Origin of the sequence: Chryseobacterium sp. SIMBA_029 (assembly GCF_046535275.1) — a bacterium.
In the GTDB taxonomy this organism is placed as follows: domain Bacteria; phylum Bacteroidota; class Bacteroidia; order Flavobacteriales; family Weeksellaceae; genus Chryseobacterium.
Window position 1 is genome coordinate 136422 of sequence record NZ_JAWRXA010000010.1, and the last position, 17105, is coordinate 153526.

Annotated in this window: 16 protein-coding genes; 8 read left to right on the top strand and 8 right to left on the bottom strand. The window is 35.3% G+C overall.

The window, feature by feature from the left end; translation table 11 throughout:
- Positions 1-429 precede the first annotated feature (429 nt).
- The 5 genes from SB679_RS18385 (at position 430) to SB679_RS18405 (ending at position 5963) form a co-directional block, all read left to right on the top strand.
- Positions 430-882: a transposase gene (locus SB679_RS18385; protein WP_410703758.1), complete on the top strand. Its 453-nt coding sequence runs from the start codon at positions 430-432 to the stop codon at positions 880-882.
- Positions 883-1153: 271 nt separating this feature from the next.
- The gene (gndA, locus tag SB679_RS18390; protein WP_410703759.1) at positions 1154-2572 is read left to right on the top strand and encodes an NADP-dependent phosphogluconate dehydrogenase; all 1419 of its coding nucleotides are present in this window, start codon (positions 1154-1156) and stop codon (positions 2570-2572) included.
- 11 nt (positions 2573-2583) lie between these two features.
- Positions 2584-4065, top strand: a complete 1482-nt coding sequence (gene zwf / locus SB679_RS18395) for a glucose-6-phosphate dehydrogenase (RefSeq protein WP_410703760.1) — start codon at positions 2584-2586, stop codon at positions 4063-4065.
- A 28-nt stretch (positions 4066-4093) separates the two neighbouring features.
- The gene (gene pgl / locus SB679_RS18400) at positions 4094-4804 is read left to right on the top strand and encodes a 6-phosphogluconolactonase (protein ID WP_410703762.1); all 711 of its coding nucleotides are present in this window, start codon (positions 4094-4096) and stop codon (positions 4802-4804) included.
- 130 nt (positions 4805-4934) lie between these two features.
- Positions 4935-5963, top strand: coding sequence for a S41 family peptidase (locus SB679_RS18405; RefSeq protein ID WP_410703763.1), 1029 nt, complete (start codon positions 4935-4937; stop codon positions 5961-5963).
- Positions 5964-6048: 85 nt separating this feature from the next.
- Here the strand turns inward: SB679_RS18405 and SB679_RS18410 are convergent, their stop codons facing one another.
- A complete protein-coding gene (locus SB679_RS18410) occupies positions 6049-8535 on the bottom strand; it encodes a hypothetical protein (protein ID WP_410703764.1) in 2487 nt (828 codons plus the stop codon).
- Positions 8536-8926: 391 nt separating this feature from the next.
- Between SB679_RS18410 and SB679_RS18415 the strand changes: the two genes are divergently transcribed.
- Positions 8927-9436, top strand: coding sequence for a RidA family protein (locus SB679_RS18415; protein ID WP_410703765.1), 510 nt, complete (start codon positions 8927-8929; stop codon positions 9434-9436).
- Positions 9437-9655: 219 nt separating this feature from the next.
- Here the strand turns inward: SB679_RS18415 and SB679_RS18420 are convergent, their stop codons facing one another.
- A complete protein-coding gene (locus SB679_RS18420; RefSeq protein WP_410703766.1) occupies positions 9656-9919 on the bottom strand; it encodes a SemiSWEET family transporter in 264 nt (87 codons plus the stop codon).
- Between the two features lie 208 nt (positions 9920-10127).
- On the opposite strand from SB679_RS18420, the gene SB679_RS18425 reads away from it, so the two are divergent.
- Positions 10128-10316, top strand: a complete 189-nt coding sequence (locus tag SB679_RS18425; protein WP_410703767.1) for a hypothetical protein — start codon at positions 10128-10130, stop codon at positions 10314-10316.
- Positions 10317-10369: 53 nt separating this feature from the next.
- Here the strand turns inward: SB679_RS18425 and SB679_RS18430 are convergent, their stop codons facing one another.
- Entirely contained in the window at positions 10370-10825 is a 456-nt protein-coding gene (locus SB679_RS18430; RefSeq protein ID WP_410703768.1) for a hypothetical protein, read from the bottom strand.
- A 229-nt stretch (positions 10826-11054) separates the two neighbouring features.
- On the opposite strand from SB679_RS18430, the gene SB679_RS18435 reads away from it, so the two are divergent.
- A complete protein-coding gene (locus SB679_RS18435) occupies positions 11055-12623 on the top strand; it encodes a serine hydrolase (RefSeq protein WP_410703769.1) in 1569 nt (522 codons plus the stop codon).
- A gap of 126 nt (positions 12624-12749) precedes the next feature.
- Here the strand turns inward: SB679_RS18435 and SB679_RS18440 are convergent, their stop codons facing one another.
- From SB679_RS18440 to SB679_RS18460, 5 genes are all read right to left on the bottom strand, one after another.
- Positions 12750-13235, bottom strand: coding sequence for a GNAT family N-acetyltransferase (locus SB679_RS18440; protein WP_410703771.1), 486 nt, complete (start codon positions 13233-13235; stop codon positions 12750-12752).
- A 132-nt stretch (positions 13236-13367) separates the two neighbouring features.
- Positions 13368-14330 carry a beta-1,6-N-acetylglucosaminyltransferase gene (locus SB679_RS18445; RefSeq protein ID WP_410703773.1) on the bottom strand — a complete coding sequence of 321 codons (963 nt, stop codon included), beginning with the start codon at positions 14328-14330 and terminating at the stop codon, positions 13368-13370.
- 192 nt (positions 14331-14522) lie between these two features.
- On the bottom strand, positions 14523-14654 hold the full coding sequence (locus SB679_RS18450; RefSeq protein ID WP_410703774.1) for a hypothetical protein: 132 nt from the start codon (positions 14652-14654) through the stop codon (positions 14523-14525).
- A 184-nt stretch (positions 14655-14838) separates the two neighbouring features.
- Positions 14839-16044 carry an MFS transporter gene (locus SB679_RS18455; RefSeq protein ID WP_410703775.1) on the bottom strand — a complete coding sequence of 402 codons (1206 nt, stop codon included), beginning with the start codon at positions 16042-16044 and terminating at the stop codon, positions 14839-14841.
- A gap of 90 nt (positions 16045-16134) precedes the next feature.
- Entirely contained in the window at positions 16135-17049 is a 915-nt protein-coding gene (locus tag SB679_RS18460; RefSeq protein WP_410703776.1) for a helix-turn-helix domain-containing protein, read from the bottom strand.
- Positions 17050-17105 lie beyond the last annotated feature (56 nt).

Here is a 17105-nt window from a genome sequence, read left to right on the forward strand (position 1 = left end):
CAAGTGTTTTTTTTGAGCGTGCAAAGTAAGTGTTAATTTAAGTATTTATCCTTGAATATGGTGTTGTTTTTTCGGAATTTATCATATGAATTAAAATATTTAATCTATTGAACAGTAATGTGTTATTAATTTTTTTTTGAATTAAAAAAGAAAGGCTCAAAAGAGGAGATAAACTTGGTACTATCCGTACATATTCTGAATTCATTACACCCTATCCTTTTATGTACTCCAATAAACCCATAATGTTGCATTAATATTTTTTAGGTTATGTTTTTTAGATGGTTGATAGAATACTTCTGAAAACACAAATTATGGAAGCAATATTTTGGTCGGAATTCCTGATCCCCTCAATTGGGAGTTTTGACCACATTGCTTTTATTAGCTATTCTTCTTATTTATAATCAGGTATACATTATTTAAAAAACAAATATGGATTTGAAAAAGATCAATATCGGGCTGTCGATACAAGAAGGGGTTGCCGAAAAGGAAATAGAAATGGAGCGTATCTGTAAGTTCTTAAACTGTTCCGAAGAAGAGGTTTTGCAGATGTATGCATCTGCTGATCTGGATACGGAAGTTTTACTGCGTTGGTCTAAACTCCTGGAATATGATTTTTTCAGACTTTATTCCCAACACTTGATTCTATACTCCCCATCCTCCTCAAGGAATTATGTTGTAGCGACAGAGAAAAAGGAAAATTCTTTCTTACCCCAGTTCCGGAAAAATATTTATACAAAAGAAATTATTGAATTTATAATAGGGAAATTTCTAAAAGGCGAAATGACCAAATCACAAATCACAAAAGAATATAGAATACCCAAAACTACCCTCTACAAATGGCTGCATAAGTATAAGGAAATTTATAATGATGATAAAGATTGATGATCTGAATAATTTTAAGATTAGCAATATAAAAAATTGATATTCTATTCAATAACCACTCCATTTATTTTAATATTTTTTCCGGTTTCTTTCAAAACCTTATCCTTTAAAAAATATCGGTCAGAAATATCGCAAAAAAAAGTCTCTTGCTATTAGATTGGAAATGAGCGATATGTGAATGTGTGTTTTTTTTTACAGCCATTTATTTTTTTCCTCCTGGGCATTTCCGTAAATTTATTCTCTGTATAACAGAATTTATATTACTAAGTAAATGGAAAGATATAATTACGGGATGATTGGCCTCGGAGTAATGGGGCGGAATCTTCTTTATAATATTGCCGATAACGGTTTTTCAATCGCAGGATTTGATCTTGACGAAAATAAAATAAAAGAATTACAGGACGGCGCTACTGCAGCAATGAAGGTAAAAGGTACAGGAACTCTGGAAGACTTTGTATCCGCATTGGAAACTCCAAGAAAAATTATTCTTATGGTTCCTGCAGGAAAACCTGTAGATGCCGTGCTGGAAAGCATTACACCGCTTTTAACCAAAGGCGATATTGTGATTGATGCAGGAAATTCTTATTTCAAAGACACCAACAGACGTATTGCTGATTTAGCCTCAAAAAATCTTCATTTCATGGGTATGGGAGTATCCGGAGGCGAACAAGGGGCAAGAAGAGGGCCTAGTATTATGCCGGGAGGCGATCTGGAAGCGTTCCATCTTATTAAACCTATGCTGGAAGCCATTTCTGCAAAAGTAAATAATGAAGCCTGTACAGCTTATATGGGAAAAGATTCCGCAGGAAACTATGTGAAGATGGTACACAACGGAATTGAATATGCCATTATGCAGCTCATCAGCGAAGCATATGATTTGCTGAAAAGAGGAGGCAACCTAAATAATGATCAGCTGTACGAAGTTTTCAAAGAATGGAATAACGGCGAAATGAACTCATTTTTAATTGAAATCACAAGAGATATTTTTCAACAGAAAGATTCTTTAACCGACGGTTATCTTGTGGATCAGATTTTAGATAAAGCAGGGGCAAAAGGAACCGGAAAATGGACTTCCGAGCAAGCCATGGAAATTGGCGTTTCGATTCCAACCATTGATATTGCTGTTACTTCAAGAATTTTATCCGCGTATAAAGAAGAAAGAGTTCAGGCTTCCCAACTCTATGCTGAGAAAGAAATTACAAGTCCGGAAAATACAGATGCATTCATTAAGGAAGTAGGAGATGCTTTGTATCTTGCTACATTAATCAGCTATGCACAAGGATTGGCGCTGCTGGTAAAAGCATCTGAAGAATATAATTTCCAGATTCCGTTGAAGGATGTTGTGAAAATCTGGAGAGGAGGTTGTATCATCCGTTCCGTATTGCTGGAAAAATTCTATGCTGCCTATAGCAAAGATCAGAATCTGTCTAATATTTTACTGGATACAGATATTTCTGTAATCGTGAAAGAAAAAATCAAATCATTACGAAAAACAGCTGCCTTTGCTGCTTCCAACGGGATTTCAAGTTTAGGAATTCAGACTGCATTAGGGTATTTCGATGCCTATACCACAGAATCACTGCCTGTGAATCTTATTCAGGCTCAGCGTGATTATTTTGGAGCCCATACATATCAGAGAATCGACAGAGAAGGTATTTTCCATACTTCTTGGAAAAGTGAAAATCAATAAAATTCGGAAAAATGAATGAAAATAAAGTCTTGAAGCCAACGACAATCATAATTTTTGGTGCTACAGGAGATTTGGCAAAAAGAAAACTTTTTCCGGCGTTTTATAATTTATATATCGATGGCAGGATGCCCAAAGGATTTAATATCCTGGCACTGGGAAGAGCAGATAATACCAACGAGTATTTTAAAAATTACATAAAAGAAAATCTTGAAAATTTCTCAAGAAAAAAGATAACTTCAGAAGATTGGGCAGGTTTTCAAGCCCATATTACCTATTTTCAGCATCAGCTGGATGAAGAAAATTCTTACAAAAATCTACATCAGAAACTGGAGGATTTTGATACCGTTTACGGAACAAGAGGGAACAGATTATTTTATTTGTCCATCGGACCTGATTTCGTTTCCATTATTTCCAACCATATTAAAAATACAGCATTAGCTTCTGACGCTAAAAAAGACCGGATTATTATCGAAAAACCCTTTGGTCATGATAAACAGTCTGCTATAGAACTGAACAGTTTACTCGCTGAAACCTTCGAAGAAGAACAGATCTACCGCATTGATCATTACCTTGGAAAAGAAACGGTACAGAACATATTGGCATTCAGATTTGGAAACTCTATTTTTGAGCCGTTATGGGACCGCAAACACATCGAATCAGTGCAGGTTACTGTAGCTGAAGAAGTTGGCGTTGAGACAAGGGGAGCATTCTATGAAAAAACAGGAGCGCTGAAGGATATGATTCAGAATCACTTACTTCAGATCCTTTGTATGATTGCGATGGAACCACCCGCTTCGTTGGAATCAGGTGAGATCAGAGACCGTAAAGTAGATGTTCTTAAATCAATTCGCAGAATTTCAGCAGATCAGGTTGATCATTATGCAGTAAGAGGTCAATATGGAAAAGGAAATATCAATGGAGTAGAGGCTAAAGGCTATCGTCAGGAAGATGGGATTGCTTCAGATTCCAATACAGAAACTTTTGCCGCAGTAAAATTCTATCTGGATAATGAAAGGTGGCAGGATGTTCCTTTCTACGTTCGTACCGGAAAGAAAATGAAAGAAAAGCATTCCTACATTACCATTCAGTTTAAACCGCTTCCACATTCCACATTTTCAGAAAGCTCACAGCTTTTATCGGCTAACAGACTTATCATTAATATTCAGCCGCTGATGGATATCAGGCTGCAGTTTATGGCCAAAAAGCCGGGTCTTTCATTGGTTCTGAAACCGGTGGAGATGATCTTTGATAATTTTGCCTGTCAGGAAGATACACCTGAAGCATACGAAACCTTATTATTGGATGCGCTTATAGGCGATCTTACGTTATTTATGCGTTCCGATCAGGTAGAAGAAGCATGGGACGTGGTGAAAACCATACAGGAAGCCTGGGAAGGTGATAAAAATTCATCTTTTCCCAATTACGAAGCAGGAAGCTGGGGACCGAAAGAAAGTATTGCTTTGGTTGAAAGACAAGGCCATACCTGGGTGTAACATGGTATCAATTTAAATAAAAGAAAAAATGAGTATTACCGTATTTGATAATTTAGATACATTATATAAAAAAGCAGCGGATACCTTCGTTGATCTTTCCAAAAAATCTATCCTGAAACATAACCGTTTTGTGGTAGCATTAAGCGGAGGTTCTTCTCCTAAGGCGATTTTTAATTTGCTGGCTACCCAGGAATATGCCGAAAAAATTGAATGGAATAAGATTTACTTTTTTTGGGTTGATGAAAGATGGGTGGCGTTAGATGACGAGAAAAGTAATGCTAAAATGACATTTGAAGCACTTTTCGATAAAGTTCCTGTGAATAAAGAGTACATTTTCCCAATGTATAAAGAGGGAATTTCTCCTGAAGAATATGCTAAAGAATATGAGCAGGAGATTAAAAATATTCTGGGAAACGAAGGTGTTTTTGATTTTATCCTTCTAGGAATGGGCGATGACGGTCATACGGCTTCACTGTTCCCAAGTGAAAAGGTCTTAGACGAACATGAAAAATGGGTGGATGCTTATTATCTGAAACCTCAGGAAATGTTCAGGATTACTTTGACGGCACCTATAATCAATAAGGCTGAAAATATACTGGTTGTGGCATTTGGTGAATCCAAAAAACATGCATTGAATGAAGTATTAAACGGAGAATATAACCCTAAGTTATATCCACTGCAGCTTATTGACAGAAAAGAAGGTTTTCAGTTGTTTACCGATGAGAAAGCAAGAGGGTAAAACAGATTGCATAAGATAGGCTAACTATTTCAAAATGATAAAATTCCACGGTCAATATACCGTGGAATTTCTTTATGCAGTTTTCTCTATGTTTTTAATTATATTAGAAACATAATTATGAATATTCAATATGAGGAAATTATTTGTACTGCTTGGAATCTGCAGTGTATCATTTCATATCAATGCACAGAAAATAACAACATCACAGGATAGTATAAAAGTATTCTACGATAAATTACTGGGTATGCTGCAATCTGACTATCTCCATACAAAGAAAGTAGACTGGAAAGCCGTAGGAAATGAAACGCTTCAGAATATAAAAAAATATAATGATTTTAAAAGCTCATTAAAAGAGACTGAAACATTGTTTGGTGCAATTGGTGCAACACATTGTAAAATCATTTATGAGAAAAAGGTGTATGGAGTAACCCTGAAAGCATCCACAGATAATCTAAGCGAACAATGGAAAGAAAAATATGCTGCAAAACCCGGTTTTGAGGTGAAAATACTGGACGGAAAATTAGGATATATTCTCATGCCAGGGATTAAATCTTTCGATTTTAGTGCTGAAAATACTCGTAAAACAGCTCAGTCTATGTATGATCAGATAGCGGAGGTTAAAGCCAAAAATAAGCTGGAAGGCTGGGTTATTGATTTACGTTTTAATACAGGTGGAAATTCTGCACCTATGCTGCTTGCTTTATATGATTTCCTGGGAGATAATGATATCTGGGGAACTGTTGGTCCCAATAAAAAACAGAAAAGTAAAGTCAGATTGGAGAAGGGAAACTATCTGAGTAATGATAAAAAAACTTCTTTTATACATCCTGTAGGCGAATTACTTGATAAAACGAAAGTAGCAGTTATTACAGGCCCGCTAACTGGCAGCTCCGGAGAAGTCACCGCATTAGCTTTTAAAGGAAGAGATAATACCATTTTTATAGGTGAAAAGACATTTGGAATGACTACTGCCAATGTGGATGTAGTATTACCTTTTGGCTCTACTTTAATTGTAAGTGTTGCCTTTGATACGGATAGAAATGGAAATTATTTTGAGCAGATTATTCCTGATATTGCGGTTTCAAAGCAGGATAATTTTACTAATTTGCTTGCAGACAAAAATATTCAGGAGGCGATCGGTTTTATTTCAAAAAAATAATCAGAGGCTTGCTTTTTAGAGGTGGCTTTACATAAAAACTAAGGTGAGCGGATAGCTCACCTTAGTTTTTATATAGTAATCAAGATTAAATCAGGTACTTTTTCAATCCTTCCATAATTCCCTGCCACAGAGTATTGAAGAAACTTTTGTTGGAATCGCGTTTTACATCAACTTCTACATGGCTGGGCTCACCTTTGGAATCATTTTTAACAAAAATATTGGCAATAGCACTCAGAACCTTTTTCTCTTTCCCTGTATTTTTATTTAAAAAGTTAACCCGCATATCCGTGTAATTAAAATAAAAATTCCCGCCAATTTTGTTACTGTTACCCTTGTAATCAAATTTCAAATAATGAATTTGTCCATCGAGGCTGACATTAAGATAAGGCCTTACAAAAAGGTTGGCGTTGTCTACTGAAAGATTTTTAATCGTTCCGTTGATTGCATAATCATCATTTTTATTAGCGACATCAAACTGCCAATGCACATCGGTAGGAGCATCTCCAAAAAAATTAAAATTTGAATCCACTGTTATCAATGTCGGTTTCCCTTTCATTTTTGCACTGTTGACATTTTTAATTGCTGCGTTAAAATCTCCAAAGGTAATTTTACCGGGAATATTTGCTTTTTCGGCCACTTCTTCATACGATAGTTTGGAATTTTTAATGTCTACCTGCTTGATATACAGTGGAAATTTCACATCACGAAGCTTTTTACTGAACATATACCGTACACCAATATCATCCGGTGGGGCAAGATCATGGTAAATATTACAATCGATACCGTCAAAAATGACGTGATCCAGATCAATACTTGTTTTTGACCCCAATGTTGAGTTTTTATCAGTAATCATAATAGATTTAGCCTTTATCGTGTAAAGGTCCTCTTCAACTGCGATCATGCGGTTAAACTGAGCTCTCGAATATTTCGGAAGAAAAGCAAAATTAGTAATAGCGGTCAGCGGGCCTGTATTTTTGATATAATCAACTTTCAGGCGGTAGTATTTTCCGGCATCTACATCTATCTTTTTAGCGGTAATTAATTGATTTTTAACGTGAAAAGGAATTGATTCTTTAAGAATGTCTTTGTTGGTAATCACCGAATTGAGCTGTGCATTAAAATTTTCAACCTTTAATTGCTCATGCCCTTCTTTTTTCTGAACAAATGTTCCGTCAATAATATGGAATGCACTAAGATGGGCCAGTATATCCGGGGTTGCACCAGTATTTTTTTTCTGAGCTTTTACTTTATGGGTTGCCGTAATAATTTCTATACTTGGGCGGTAAACATTGATTTTGTCAAGTTGAAGCTGCAATTGCTGGCCTACAAATTTCGAGGTATTATTTAGGATTTCAACTTTCTCGGTTTTGATATTTAAAAGGTCTTTTGCGGTGCTTTTCCCAATGGCTTTATATTCTACATTATTAATCAGAATATTAGAATCGTTCGAAGTGATTTTTTTAATGGTAATGGCCTGCAGCGGATCAGACTTGAAATAGATGTTTTCAAATTCGATATTGTGAGTGGAAAATGCAAAAGGTATTTTTTCTTTCACTTTTTTTTTATCAAAAACAATATTCTTTAAATTCAAATGAAAATTATCTACAGAAGCCACTTTTGTTTTATCCCGTTGTTGAACGAGAACGGACCCCTGCCCAAAATCAAGATTCTTGATCCCGATCTTCAGGTTAACTTCTTTAGGATTTTCTTGTACCTCTTTTTTGTTAGTTGAAGTAACGATCAATTGAGGTTTTACGAACTTTGCATTCTCAATGATGAGAGAATCCTGGTTAACACTAAAGTTGTCTGCGGAAAGCTGACTGATCTTCAAGTCAAAAACGTTTTTAGCATTATAAAGTGAAGGACTTTCAATCGGTTTTAGATGGAATTCTGAAATATTGAGCTGTTTATTTTTTGCATTAATAGAAGTTGCATAAATCTGATAGAAATCGTTAACCGTGATAAGTATATCCTGAGCATTAATTTTAAAATCTTTAAACTGAATAGGAAGTTTTGAGGCATTTTGGCTCAGTTTAATTTCCGTAAGGTTAATGTTTACATTTTTTCCGGTAATGAGATCTTTTTTGTCTTTTCCTTTAACCGAGATGTTTCCGTTAGTTATCAGAATATTTTCAACTCCAAAATTCACTTTCTTTTTGGGAGAATCTTTTTTCTCTTTTGGATTGCCCAGCATAACTTTTATATCAGGATCAATGAGCTGTATATTTTTGATATGATAAGATGTATTGAAAATAGCATTCCAGATCCCAAAATTTTCTATATGCAGACTTTTAACGGTTCCATTAATTTGAGTAACCGAAGGATCTTTCGTTGGCTTAGTTACAATGCGCATTGAATTTGCCGAAATATCACCTTTAAAAAGATTAAGGTTGAAATCTTTAAGACTGATTTGGTACGGTGTTTTTTCATTGACCAGTTGCGGCAATTTATTTTTGAGATAAAGATTCAGTCCAAACGGAAAAATAAGGGCTACAAGAAAGAGAATCCCAATAATAATCAATATCCCTCTTTTTCCTTTTCCGGCTTTTCTGTTATTAGGGTTTTTCTCCATTTGATGTTTTTTTGAGTATTAGTTTGAAAAGTAAATATGTTAATTTAAAAATAATGATATTGCAAATTGCTTTCCAATGTATTTCAATATACATTATTATTGAAATTATTTTGTAATTTTTAAATGGTTATATTTTTCCATTAATAGAAATAGCAGATGATTGGGTCATGAAAATCTAAAAAACCCGATATCATCTGCATGAATATTCTTTAGTTTACGAAATGTATTGATCAAAATGAAATGTTAAGGACAGCATATCGGTACCGCTTTCATTCTCAAATAAAAAATTCATCAAATGTACTCTCAATAAAAACTGAAAACCTCAACATATGTTGACGCTTTTAGAAATTTTGAAATCTACATTTGCTCTAATAATTCAATACAAAATATCATGAAACGTATAGTATGTAGCCTGTTTGCGCTCTGCATAGGATTTTCTGCCTTCTCACAAAAGCATGACAATACAAAGACAAAACAAACTGATAGGGGCACTGTCATTCATAAAAACCCAAAAACTCTTTTTGATCCTACACCATTTGCTTTTGCTCATTCTACAATCGGTGAAGGAGATGGAAAATATGTATTTGTATCCGGACAAAGCGGAGGTGAAGGTCTGGAACATCATCTTTCTAAAGATTTTAGAACGCAGGTTAAGTTATCTCTGAAGAATTTGGAAACCGTTCTTGCTGAGTATCAATTAGGAGTTAACGACGTTCTTAAAATCACCATCTTAATTGTTGATCATGATCAGGAGAAACTTAAAATATGGTCCGAAGAAGTACATAAAGTATGGAAAAATAACGAATTTCCGGCAAGTACGCTAATTCCTGTTTCAAAATTGGCACTGGATGGTATGATGATAGAAGTAGATGCAGTTGCTTTTATGAAAAAGTCCAAATAGGATTGAACTATTTTTCTATCACATTAGAAAGAAAATTTAACTCTTATGATCCAAATCATACATTAGTGAAATAGGGAAGGGTATATTTGAAGTGATAATCTTTTAATAATTATTCTCTTTATGTATCTTTAGTCTTGAAGGTTTAATTATAACTTCCCCCTCAGGGAAGTTTTTCTTTTTAGATGCTTGTTACAGCATACAATAGAAAGAAGCCACGAGCTACATAGCTGTAATAAAAGTAATTAATCCGAATATAATTCCAGGGAAGTTGGCAATCATAACGGGCCAGTCCCGTTTCGGTTTTTTCATAAATCCGTAAGTGACCCACAGGCTGCAGTTTATCATAGCGACAAGAGGCTGCAGCCAGTCTCCCTTTCTTCCATTAAGGTTATTGTTGATTTGTGGAATATAAGAAACATACATGGCAATGGCCGTACATGAGGCTACTATTCCTAAGATGGTAAAAAACTTGTTATTCTGCATAGGCGTTATATCTTATACTCTACAATATAAAGAAATATAAATAAAGGAACATAGATGAGCATGCAATACATGTAGTTAATCAGTTTCAAATCAGACAGAATATTTGAGGTGTATTTTTTTTAAATAATTAAACCATAATATGTTATAATAAAAATCACCGGGTATTGAATAAATGAGTACATTTGGTATACATCAAAAAACAATTCATATGAAAACAACAGTAAAAGGCTTAAAATCGCTGGATAGAAGCGAACTGAAATCAATTAACGGAGGATATATGAGGTGTCCCGAAAATCTTGAATGTGGAAACGACTGGTGCTGTATCGGCGGAGCGTGCAAACCTATATCGCAAGCTGGAGGTCCTAGTGGATACTGCATGGTAATACCAGTTGAATAATATTTTAAAATCCCATAGAAAGGGCCAAAGGACTCAGAATTCTTTGGCCTTTTTTATTTGCGCATCATCTTATGTTTTTTTAATACTTCAGTCAGAGAAAGTTGATCTTTACTGTACACAAGGATTGTTCTGGGGACACTGATGTTGTTTTTCTCATCTTCGGTCCTCCAAAATACACTGTTTTTTATCTCCGGAATGTTGGCTTCAGGCAGGCATTGTTTAATCATGGAAAGTAATTTTTCAGCATCATGATCATAGTACGCTCTTTTTATCTCATAAGGGTTATTATTGTGATTGCAAATGGCACAAATAATTTTATTAATCCAGCCTTTATTGGGCTCATACTGTACAGACTGCGTGAAAAACAGGTAGAATTTATATTTCCGGGTAGGAAATTCATGCGAGATGATTATGTCGTCAAAAGACCTTATATCAATCTTTTCCAGCATGAAAGTGTCTTCAATAATTAAATAATGATCTTTTAAATACATATTGGTAGAATCCATCATAAGTAACGAATTAAATAAAGCAATTCCCCACTGTAGGGATATTGGCAAATTGTTCAAATAAAGATAAGCAATATAAATAGATGATACGTGGAAATTCCCCAAGAACGGGACTTTAGAGGTTTGTTTAAAGTTGATTGTAATTTTTAATCCATAGATTTGCTACCGTAAATTCTTGGATGTACACCATACAACTTTACACCATAAAAAAAACTAAAGTAAATAACCAATTATGACAAAAATGAGATGGGGTCTGTTCATCATTACCATTGCTGCATCATTTGTAAGCAATACGGTATGTGGGCAAATAAGCTCTAAAGAAGTAGATGTGATCGTTGCCAATGCAATGGGAAAATTCAATGTGGCAGGAGTAGCTGTTGCCATTGTAAAAGATGGTAAAATAATTCACGAAAAAGGATATGGCGTGAAATCAATTGATGCAAAATCTCCTGTTGATGAACATACTAATTTCGAAATCGGTTCCAATAGCAAAGCGTTTACAACGGCTGCTTTATCAATTTTAGTTGATGAAGGAAAAATCTCATGGAATGATCCTGTTAAAAAATATATTCCGGAATTTAAAATGTACAACGACTATGTGACCGAAAATTTTACCATAGAAGATTTGCTATGCCACCGCAGCGGTCTTGGTTTAGGAGTAGGTGATTTAATGATGTTTCCGGATGGGACAGATTTTACGATTAAAGATGTGGTAAAATCTTTCCAGTATTTTGCTCCGGTTTCAGGGTTCCGGACTCAGTTTAATTATGACAATCAGCTGTATCTGGTAGCAGGTGAAGTTATTGCAAGGGTTAGTGGTGTGAGCTGGGAAACCTTTGTTCAAAAACGGATTATGACTCCTTTGCAAATGCAAAATTCATTCAGTTCCATCAATCAGGTAAAAGATACGGGTTCAATGGCTTTTCCACATTCATCAGAATCAGGAACAATAAAAAAAATACCATTCTACGGAGCGATGGTGAATGGAGCTGCTGGCGGAATTATATCGAATGTTAATGATATGTCAAAATGGATGCTTGCCCAGTTAAACAAAGGTAAATATGGCTCCAATAGGGATAAAGAACTTTTTACCAAAGAAAGACAAGCTGAAATGTGGACCATCCATACGGTGGATACAGTAGACCCTAACCCTAGATATAATCAGCATTTCAATGGATATGGCCTGGGTTGGAATTTATCCGATATCAAAGGCAATTTAAGTGTTTCGCACACTGGCGGTTTACCGGGAATGCTTTCCATGGTTACCATGATCCCTGATCTCAATTTAGGCATTGTGGTTTTAACCAATACAGAAAATGGAGGAGCAGGAGTGTTCTCTTCCGTTAGCCAAACTATTGTTGACAGCTATTTAGGATTAAATGATTTCGGCTGGGTAGATAAGTATGCTGCTTTTTTTCAGGCGCAAAAAAATTCAGGAGATGAAGTCACTCAAAAAGTTTGGGAAACAGTAAGTAAGGCAAAAAATACAACCATCAAAAATGAATCTATCACAGGAGTTTACGAAGACAAATGGTTTGGGAAAATTGAAATCTTCTTAAAAGGAAATCAGTTATGGTTTAAATCATACCGTTCTCCAAAATTAACCGGACCTATGAGTTTTTATAAAGCCAATACTTTTGCCATCAAGTGGGAGTATAGAGATATGAACTGTGATGCATTTGCCATGTTTAATTTAGATGAAGAAGGGAAAGCACAAAGCATAAAAATGAAAGGTATTTCACCGAATATCGATTTTAGCTTTGATTTTCAGGATCTGGATTTACAAAGAGTGAAAAATTAAACTGTACTAAAGAATAAGTCAATTAAAACGAATTAATCCTGAATACGTTGATTTCTTTAAACGACGCGAGCGGAACGCTCGCGTCGTTTAATTATAGTTATCGCTTGGTTTTATGATGTGCATCACTTAATTAAGCTTGGCATACCTCATCATAATATGGGCATCCACATCTTCAATTTCGCTGGTAACGGTTTCAAATCCTATTTTCTTGTACAGTCCATAGGCTTTTACATTGTGAGGAGTCACTTCTAAAAAAATATCAACCTGACTAAACCTGTGCCTGGCTTCATTGATGGTCGCCTGGATCAGCCCGGCCCCAATATTCTTTCCCTGATAATTTTCTTTAACATACATCTGATAAATGCTACCAGTAGCATTTTCTTCTTTTACAAAGACACAAATTCCCACTAATAACTGATCATCAAAGGCTCCGATAACAAATCTGTCCGGAGTTTGATGTTCTATATCACTTTCCAGTCTGAATTTTTCAATTTGTAACGCTTCATCGTATTGAGCTCCAAAAGAAGCCGGAAATTTTTCCAGACTTTCTAAACGGATGGTTCTATAGATGCTGCTTTCGTGGGGTAAAAGGTTTCGGTATTCAATATTCATAAGGCCTGCTTCTTAATTTTTTGTAAGATAATAAAAAAAGCCCTGAAATACATCAGGGCTGGTAATTAATAGAATGAGTCTTTAGAATGGTAATAATCACCAATAAAGAATATTCAGATGAATGTAATAACCTTAATTCAAATGATTAATACTTTTACTGATGTCTTTGATATCAGCAATTTTAGCAAACGTTTTAAAAGGGGCATCATATTGAATTTTGATAGAATCAATAATTGTATCATCCACGTTATCGTCAAATTTTCTGGCAAAAAGATAACTTCCTGTTTGAAGAAATGCTAAATCGGTTTCGGTGAAAGTTTTGGGACGCAGTTTGATATCACCATCCGGAATCCAGATAATCGCCCTCTTATCATCATTAATTAGTGTCCCTTCAAAAGAAGTATTCATTAATACCGTTTGAAAGAATGATTCATCAGCAATTAAAGTATTCAGATAATAATCTTCAAACTTTTTCACCTCACTGCTGTTGCAGATAAATTCACAACAATTTCTCGTTAAGATCATCCACTGTCCGCCAATATAAGGAATTACATCCTTCATAAAGCCTCTCGTATGGGTTTTATCCGAAACGCGGTCTTCCAGTTCCTCAAAATAATTTTCAATCCTGTTCATTGTCTCAGGCCTGCTTTTCTCCTGATCAGCAATTTTTATATAGTTTTTCCCATTGTTTTTAGATAAAAACTCTTTGATGATTTTTTGGGATTTTAAAGGATAATCCTGGCCGCTTAGATTAATGAAATAATCCCATTTTTTATTCATATTGAGAAGGTATTCCATTCCGTCCAGCTCAGCCTGCACCATACTGTATCCTCCCCAGATTACATTCTCACTGTTAAGAATATGCACATTGGTATATTTTTCCAGAAAAGAGGAAACTTCTTCCCCGATTTCATGGCTTGCTTTTTTGTCAATATGGATAAGATAAAAATGATCGGGTTCGTAGATCGCCTGAAAAAGTTTTTTGAATTGATTAGGTAAGCGGTGTACCAAAATTAAGTACGCAATGCTAATAGGTTTCATTGGAATATCGCCAATGCTATGTCCGTCGCTTTCGCTTATGTAAACATTTCTCATTTTAATAATATTAAAAAATTATGAATGCTTACAACTTATTTTATAAAGTATTAATAGACATTTTTATCAATGTGCGAAAATTAAACAACTTTTTTTGATAAATCTTTAATAATGAAAGAGGGAGTGAGACGTCTTTCTATTTTAAAACCGTACTACGGCAGAGATATTATGGATTTTTGGTCATGATTGTATTTAGCTATCAGTCTCCTCGGGTTTATTAGTGGTAGTCTTTCCTCCACGTGTTCCTCCTTTTTGAGAGGTTTTAGGTAAGTCTGCATCCTTATTGGGAAGTGACGGTTTTTCTTTTTCCTGGTCTTCGTTCATATGAATATACTAAGATTAATAAAATACCATGTAATGATATTCTATACGGCCAATATACATACAAATACAATACAATTGGTTATTTTTTACTACTCAGTGTAAAGTTCACTTTTCATTAAGATTATTTCTCTGCTCCAGTTTTTAAATTGGTGAGCAATGATTGTACATCCTAAAAAAGCAGAGATTAATTCTCTGCTTTTTCTTTTCTTAAAACCTTATTCATAATGACGATAATGCCCAGCAATAAAAGGGCAATAATCAAATAGCGCCAGGCGAGATCCTTTTGCTCGGTAACATTTCCGCTTACAGAAATAATAAAACTCGTAAGAGACGTAATAATATACACCAATCCACCCATTAATCCGCCTGCTGTCCCTGCATTCTTAGGGAAATACAACATACTGGTCGTGAAAAATGAAGTAAAGAGAATCCCAGAACAGATATGGATAAAGAAAGCAAAAGGAACCATGATGAACAGGCTCTCTGAGAAATAACTGATCACAATCAGACACGCAATCATAAAAAGCTGGAAAACGATAGGCTGTATAATCCGTGCTTTAAAATCCAGGGCAATTCTGCGTTTTCCAATAAATCCGCCGATCATCCATGAAAAACCTAAAATCAAGGTACAGTATCCGATCACAACCGGAGTAAAATGAAAGGTATTTTCAATAATAAAAGGGCCTGTAATATTAAACAGCATCACAATAGAATAACTCAGTCCCAGAATGAAAATTCCAAGCATGAAAATTCTGTTTTTGAGCATCATTTTGTATAAACTTATATTCTCTGAAAAATTGAGTTTCTTTTTCTCCGGAAGACTTTCACCACTGAAAAACCATTCAAACAGAAAAATTCCTCCCGCATAAAAAGCAAGGAAATAAAAATTGGCGTGCCAGTTAAACAGTTTCTCAAGATAACCTCCAAGGAAAGGAGCGAGGATAGGACCTAAAGACCAGACAATCGTAAAATAACTCAGATAATGTTTTACCTTCTCAGAATCGTAGATATCCACAAAAATAGCACGCGTAGCAACTACCAGAACGGAAACTGCGGCTCCCTGAAGGATACGGAGCAGACATATCAAAAGGATGCTGTCGGTCATCGTAATCAGAATACTGCTAATCACCAGCAGGAATAAAGCCACCAGCTTCGGGCGGTAACGTCCGATACTGTCGAGTATCCCACCCACAAATAACTGACAGATTCCATAGCTCAGCAAATAAGAGGTCAGAGTGATCTGGATGTCTTTTTCTGAAACCTGCATTCCCTTAGCCATAGAAGGAAATGACGGCAGATAAATATCCGTTACGAATCCCGATAGCGGGATCGATATGAAAGCCATAATGGTTATTAATCTGATGCGTTTTTCAGAAGCTTCTTTCAACATAGTTCATTCTTTTTTTACGATACAAAAGTAAGATAAGAATCGGGATAATGAATTTTAAAAGACAAAGTAAAAATTACAAAATTCAAAGAATTAAAAACTATGCTTAAATTTAAGCGGAGAAGTGCTGGCATGTTTTTTAAAGAAGTTATTGAAATGAGAAGGCTGCTCAAATCCCAGAGTATAACCAATCTCAGCAATATCCCAGTTCGTATACTTCAGCAGGTTTTTCGATTCTTCAAACATCCTTTCTTTAATGATATGAGTGGTGGTAAGGTTGGTGACTGATTTTACGGAGGAATTCAAATGATTAACATGAACGTTGAGGTGTTCAGCAAAGTCTGAGGCCGTTTTTAAAACCAATGGGTAAGCCGGAGAATCCAGTGGAAACTGTTTGTTCAACAGCTCATCAAACAAACGGTAAAGACGGATGCTTGCCGGAAGCTCATTGAGATCAATGTCTTCAACCTTATTTTCTAAGGCAAGATGCAGGACAGACGCCAGATGGCTTTTTATACTGCTGCATCGGAAAGGATACGCTGAATTGTTCAGTTTGTACATCTGTTCAAAATAAAGATTGGCCAAATGGGTCTGTTCTTCTGTTAAAAATACAAGAGGCACACTCCATTCTTTAAAGAGAGAAGTCTTTTTAAACACCTTAAATTCTGAATTTCCATTAAAAAACTCCTGATTGAAGAGACAGAAATATCCTTCCTGGAGATCACCGTCACATTCCCACGAATAAGGAATATTCGGTGAAGGAAAAAATAAGGCAGGACGGTCGATATACAGCTTCTGATGGCCATACTGAAACGTTCCTTTACCTAAAATAAAGCTGATTTTATAATAGTCACGGCGGTTGTACGGACTTCTGAAACTGCAGTATTTCCGCATAGAAATATTGAAATGCGATTTTCCAGTCTCAAAATCATCCGAGTCAAACATTCTTATTTTATTTTCCCGGATGCGTTTGTAATAATCTTCTATGGTTTCCAGCTGATCACTCATCGTTTAAAATTATAAAAATCAAAGATAAGTAAATTGATGGTAATGAAAGCAAATAG

What these genes read in the sequence shown, in the direction of transcription:
- SB679_RS18385 (WP_410703758.1), top strand. Translation starts at nt 430, where the DNA reads ATGGATTTGAAAAAGATCAATATCGGGCTGTCGATACAAGAAGGGGTT.
- gndA (WP_410703759.1), top strand. Translation starts at nt 1,154, where the DNA reads ATGGAAAGATATAATTACGGGATGATTGGCCTCGGAGTAATGGGGCGG.
- zwf (WP_410703760.1), top strand. Translation starts at nt 2,584, where the DNA reads ATGAATGAAAATAAAGTCTTGAAGCCAACGACAATCATAATTTTTGGT.
- pgl (WP_410703762.1), top strand. Translation starts at nt 4,094, where the DNA reads ATGAGTATTACCGTATTTGATAATTTAGATACATTATATAAAAAAGCA.
- SB679_RS18405 (WP_410703763.1), top strand. Translation starts at nt 4,935, where the DNA reads ATGAGGAAATTATTTGTACTGCTTGGAATCTGCAGTGTATCATTTCAT.
- SB679_RS18410 (WP_410703764.1), bottom strand. Translation starts at nt 8,535, where the DNA reads ATGGAGAAAAACCCTAATAACAGAAAAGCCGGAAAAGGAAAAAGAGGG.
- SB679_RS18415 (WP_410703765.1), top strand. Translation starts at nt 8,927, where the DNA reads ATGAAACGTATAGTATGTAGCCTGTTTGCGCTCTGCATAGGATTTTCT.
- SB679_RS18420 (WP_410703766.1), bottom strand. Translation starts at nt 9,919, where the DNA reads ATGCAGAATAACAAGTTTTTTACCATCTTAGGAATAGTAGCCTCATGT.
- SB679_RS18425 (WP_410703767.1), top strand. Translation starts at nt 10,128, where the DNA reads ATGAAAACAACAGTAAAAGGCTTAAAATCGCTGGATAGAAGCGAACTG.
- SB679_RS18430 (WP_410703768.1), bottom strand. Translation starts at nt 10,825, where the DNA reads ATGATGGATTCTACCAATATGTATTTAAAAGATCATTATTTAATTATT.
- SB679_RS18435 (WP_410703769.1), top strand. Translation starts at nt 11,055, where the DNA reads ATGACAAAAATGAGATGGGGTCTGTTCATCATTACCATTGCTGCATCA.
- SB679_RS18440 (WP_410703771.1), bottom strand. Translation starts at nt 13,235, where the DNA reads ATGAATATTGAATACCGAAACCTTTTACCCCACGAAAGCAGCATCTAT.
- SB679_RS18445 (WP_410703773.1), bottom strand. Translation starts at nt 14,330, where the DNA reads ATGAGAAATGTTTACATAAGCGAAAGCGACGGACATAGCATTGGCGAT.
- SB679_RS18450 (WP_410703774.1), bottom strand. Translation starts at nt 14,654, where the DNA reads ATGAACGAAGACCAGGAAAAAGAAAAACCGTCACTTCCCAATAAGGAT.
- SB679_RS18455 (WP_410703775.1), bottom strand. Translation starts at nt 16,044, where the DNA reads ATGTTGAAAGAAGCTTCTGAAAAACGCATCAGATTAATAACCATTATG.
- SB679_RS18460 (WP_410703776.1), bottom strand. Translation starts at nt 17,049, where the DNA reads ATGAGTGATCAGCTGGAAACCATAGAAGATTATTACAAACGCATCCGG.